General features: G+C 44.2%; 3 protein-coding genes and 1 pseudogene. 3 read left to right on the forward strand and 1 reads right to left on the reverse strand.

The features are described from left to right. Nucleotides 1-137 precede the first annotated feature (137 nt). From IQ256_RS28525 to IQ256_RS30605, 3 genes and pseudogenes are all read left to right on the forward strand, one after another. Nucleotides 138-320: an acyl-ACP thioesterase domain-containing protein gene (locus tag IQ256_RS28525; RefSeq protein ID WP_193859068.1), complete on the forward strand. Its 183-nt coding sequence runs from the start codon at nucleotides 138-140 to the stop codon at nucleotides 318-320. Next, nucleotides 321-623, forward strand: coding sequence for a thioesterase family protein (locus IQ256_RS28530; RefSeq protein ID WP_193859071.1), 303 nt, complete (start codon nucleotides 321-323; stop codon nucleotides 621-623). It begins immediately after the preceding gene. Nucleotides 624-693: 70 nt separating this feature from the next. After that, nucleotides 694-1,275: pseudogene (locus IQ256_RS30605) on the forward strand (helix-turn-helix domain-containing protein); the annotation flags it as partial. 224 nt (nucleotides 1,276-1,499) lie between these two features. Here IQ256_RS30605 and IQ256_RS28540 read toward each other — a convergent pair. Beyond that, a partial coding sequence (locus IQ256_RS28540; protein ID WP_193859070.1) for a hypothetical protein occupies nucleotides 1,500-4,423 on the reverse strand: 2,924 nt, incomplete at its 5' end.

Raw genomic sequence — 4,423 nt, forward strand, 5'->3', positions numbered from 1 at the left:
ATCAACAGACAATAAGCCTCACAGGAAAAAGCCAGAGCTGAGTGACTGCCGACGTGATCGCCTACCATTCAGCTCTACATTCTATTCAACCAAACTAGCGCAGCCCCCGAACCACAGCACCGCGACTGCCAAACACCATGAACACAGATGTCCTAGAACGCGCTATCTATCGCCAAAACATTACCGTGCCGCCAGAAGCAATCGATGAAAATGGCCATCTCAACAACGTGACATACGTACAGTGGATGCAAGACATTGCGATCGCCCACGCCAATCACACAGCTTGTACAGCAGAAACCGCGAAGGTCGGCGCGACCTGAATAGTTCGCTCGCACGCAGTTGAATACCTTCGCCCTGCTTTTGAAGAAGAACAATTGGTTGTACTCACCTGGATAGCAAGCGTTCGCAAAGTCCAGTCTCAACGCAAGTATCAGTTTTTTCGCCCGTCTGATAAAGCACTATTGGCAACCGGCAAAACCAATTGGGTTTTTGTCAATCGCTCAACCGGCAAACCCCAGGCTATTCCACCAGCCGTAGCCAATGCATTTGAAGTTGTTCCAGATAGCAAAGAACTAGACCTTAAAAGCTTTGTCTTACAGCGAGACTATTTTATTCACAAATGAGTCTCACTGCAAGACAATAAGACCAATATTGATACTTTAATTAGGCAGACTCCAAGTTCTACTCAAAAGACAGAAAGTAGAGGAAGCCAAGCAGTTAGTGAACGCCGTGAAGCCGACAGTTGCAGAAATTACTTGGCAATGTGGATTCAATAGTCAAAGCCACTTAGGAAAAACTTTTCGAGATGTCACTAGCCCGACACCAGGCATCTACCGCAACCGCTCAGCCATAAGGGGGTATGGCCCCGACTCGGAGTACTGGTCGCAGATTATACGTACAGCAGCATGGCGCTATACGTTAATTGGATGTACCTGTGTGCTCATAGCGAGACCAGACGATAGATTTGAGGACTTGCTATATCGGTTTGAACGTGGCAGTTTTGTTTCGCCTCAGCTATCTATCGCAATGGGAATGGTCTACCCTAAGTCTGCAATTGAGAGTCTCAATTCATTCCTGGATAGAAATAGTCGTGAAGGCGCTGGTCAAAAAGAGCTTATCTCGGCTCAATCCGTCTTGAGAGCGCTTGGCACGCCATGCTCTAATCCGTTGAGGGCTGACTCGTTACAGTCAAGAGCACGTCAGGATGCAGAGTTTGTAGAACAACTTATAGAGAAACAGTGGGCTTTCTGGACGAGATACCACCGTGAACAATAAATTGGTCGTGTTTTCTCATTGCCTTTAAGGCTTTGTGAGACAGCACTTACGAGACAAGAAATGAGACGCAGTTTTGGATAGTACCAAAAGGTCTAGGTTTTGAGAGTATAAAATAACCTCGAAGTACATATTTTTAATCGGTTAGCTCATAGATCTGCATTGGACAAAAAGGTTGACGTACTAGAATTGTTAAGCTGTTGAGACTTTGTTTGCTATCCTTGTTCCTAACGTTCAGGAAGTCTCCATTCGTTAGTCTTATCTAAGGCTCTGCTTACAGCTTCGCGCACCATATCTACTTCGGCTGCGCTTGTCGATAAAAGAATTCTTTTTCCTTGAATATCTGCATTTCCTGCCAGAGCATAGGCAGCGGCTGTAACAAACTTTTCATTTTCAGATGTCAAAAGCTCTTGAAGCGCGTTCAAATCGCCTATGCCAATAAGTCCGAGAAGACAGTGGCTAGGGAAATTATATTTATCGGTCTCCTTTCTTGGCACAGAGAGTCCTTCTATCAAAGCAGAGATAACTTCAGTACCACCCATCAGTACTAAGTAAACTAAGGCTTCGTCACGTCGAATATTGGCATGAGGCTCATACTTAAATATATGTAGAAGCGGTTCTATCATCCCAGAAACAAAATAGCCAAGTCTGCCCATGATAATAGCAACGTTATTTTTAACCTCGATAGGGAGTTTAGATGACAGTAAACGTGCAAGTACCTGCTCATCTGTTGAATTCTCTAAAGAGGAAGTGTCAAGTAGCACTTGTTGAGGTATCTCATCTTCATCTACCATCCATTGGTCAAACCAGTAAACTACCTGGGGCCATTCTAAAATCAAACTTTTAATAACCTCTGTTTTTTTTCGATTTGTATTTACTTTTGCCATTGGCAACTGCCAGTGAGGCTTGTATCCAGTAGCAACTGTTGCCCATTCGCTTAACCAATTCACTTGGTCACAGACTGGTTTTTTAACCGCATAAGTCCACTCGACAAACTTCGTCACTGCTTTAGAAACCGCAATTTGCACTTTCTCTTTTTGGTGATTTGTCACAGATATTAGAACTTCTCTTCCTTTCGAGTCTTCAATACCAGCTAAAGCGTATGCATAAGAATCAATATCAGCTTGCGAGCCCAAACAAAGATTAAGTTGGTGATAAAGAGATTTCCAGTAACCTCTTCCCATCAATGCTAAATGGCATCGTGCTGGAAAACCATACTGGGATAGATCAGTATCATCCACTATACGAGCCGCTCCTTGTAAAAATACTGAATCAACTTTAGCAGAACCACTCAGGACAAGATATATTAGCGCTTCATCTCTCTCCTTGTTCCAACTTAGGTCGTCCTGAAATATATTTAGGAGAGGAATCAATACTTCGTCTGAAAAGTGATTCAGCCGACCTAGAGAGAGCGCAACCCTTTCCTTCACCTTAATAGGAACATTCGAAACAAGCAGATGCCTGAGAACGATTACATCCTTATTGTGATTAATCCGCTTGGCAACAGGTAGATGCTTTTGCGGCTTACCGCCATCAGCCACAACAGCCCATTCGTAAACCCAGTCGACTTGAGTAAATACAGGCTCATAGGCTATGTAGGAACCTAGAATACTCGCCGCCCAGCCACGAGCAAAAGAGTCCTTTTTCTCGTCTATAATGATTTCTCGTAGGTAATCTAGTTGAAGGGAATCAAAGGCATAAATTTTGTTTGGCTGACAAACCTTAGCGGTCACTAACCAACTTAGTGCCCATAGCGCAGCACCCTGCAATGCGGCATGACCTTTAATCCGTCCTGTTGCTGCTTCTAATAGGGTTGAAACTGTTTCTTGTAAAAGTTTTGCATCCAAAAAATCTATACGTATGTTGCTATTTTGACCTTGCGGACGGTAGAAAATATCAACTAGCTGTAATGCCGCAGCAACTTGGTTGTCCGGCTTTTCGTTAGACTTTATTCTATTAAGAGTAGGTCGAAGTATCCGAGCAGCATTGTCTGCATTGAGACTTTCACTACTTCCACATAAAGAGAATATGCATCCAATTTTGTGGCGGCGCTGGTCACGAGATTGAATGTAGCTGTGTAACAAACGGCGAGTACACAGATCTCTGTAACAAGACTGCATAACTGCGTAAAAAGCTTCATCCATCAAAGTGTTTTGCTTTGTGTTCATGCCATCAAGGTCACTAACACAATCTATAGCAATATCTAATATTGTATAAACCGTCTCCTCTGTTAACTCTGGCTCATCTGCTAAGCATTGAAGCGCAAACACCGCAAGCGCTCTACTGTCTCTAGGAGAGGTACCAGCAGACGGTAGTAGCATAAGCATAGCGTCGTCAGCATCAGCTTTATCTCGACGATTCTGGTTCTCTTCTTTGTGAGACAACCCGGAGATACACATTCGGACAACTTCTTGCCACTGACTGGCTGTAACAGGCTCTGTCTCTGTTCCCATACCAAGTGATTCTATTTTTCGCTCTACAATCGGGATACCATGAACTTTCTCTCGCAGGCGATCTAGAATCCCTGTACCATCGTAAACTCCTCGTCCATGTCGTAGTGCCTGAGCGGCAAAGTACTCTTGGAATGACTGATGGAAAAATTGAATGACGCGGCGCTCGTATCCTCTCTGATCAACTTCGCTGCCTCCTGCCACGTTAAGTACACCCAATCGCCTCATTACCGCATCAAGTAGCATGGAAGGGGAACGCCGCTTTAGTTCCGCCTCTTCTTCGTGCTCACGAAGCTCTTCGATCGCTCGTATGATCTTGGTCTCTGACCAGTATTGAGAGCCCTCTGAACGCATGCAGTAAGCAAGATGTTCTAAGTGAGGATAGACTTCATTGACTGTAAGTGGTAACCCCCTCCCTTGGCGTTGTTGTTCAACCATCAGTTCAATCGCTCGGCGATATACGTCTATACGACGGATCGGCAACATACCGTCTAGTAACTGAATCTGCGAAATTAGTGCTAAAAGAAATACGTTTTCGCATAGCTTTGCAACCTTACGGCTATAACAAACCAAAGGCTCAAGCGTTTCTACAAATGATCTCTGGTCTTTGTCTGAAGAAAGAATATCTCCCCATGCCTGGATAAACTGCTTTTTTTCCTCTTCTTTTAGTGGGGCACCATTAAAATGATAAAAAGATTCCA

The sequence above is a fragment of the cf. Phormidesmis sp. LEGE 11477 genome (assembly GCF_015207105.1).
Taxonomy (GTDB): Bacteria; Cyanobacteriota; Cyanobacteriia; order Phormidesmidales; family Phormidesmidaceae; genus Phormidesmis.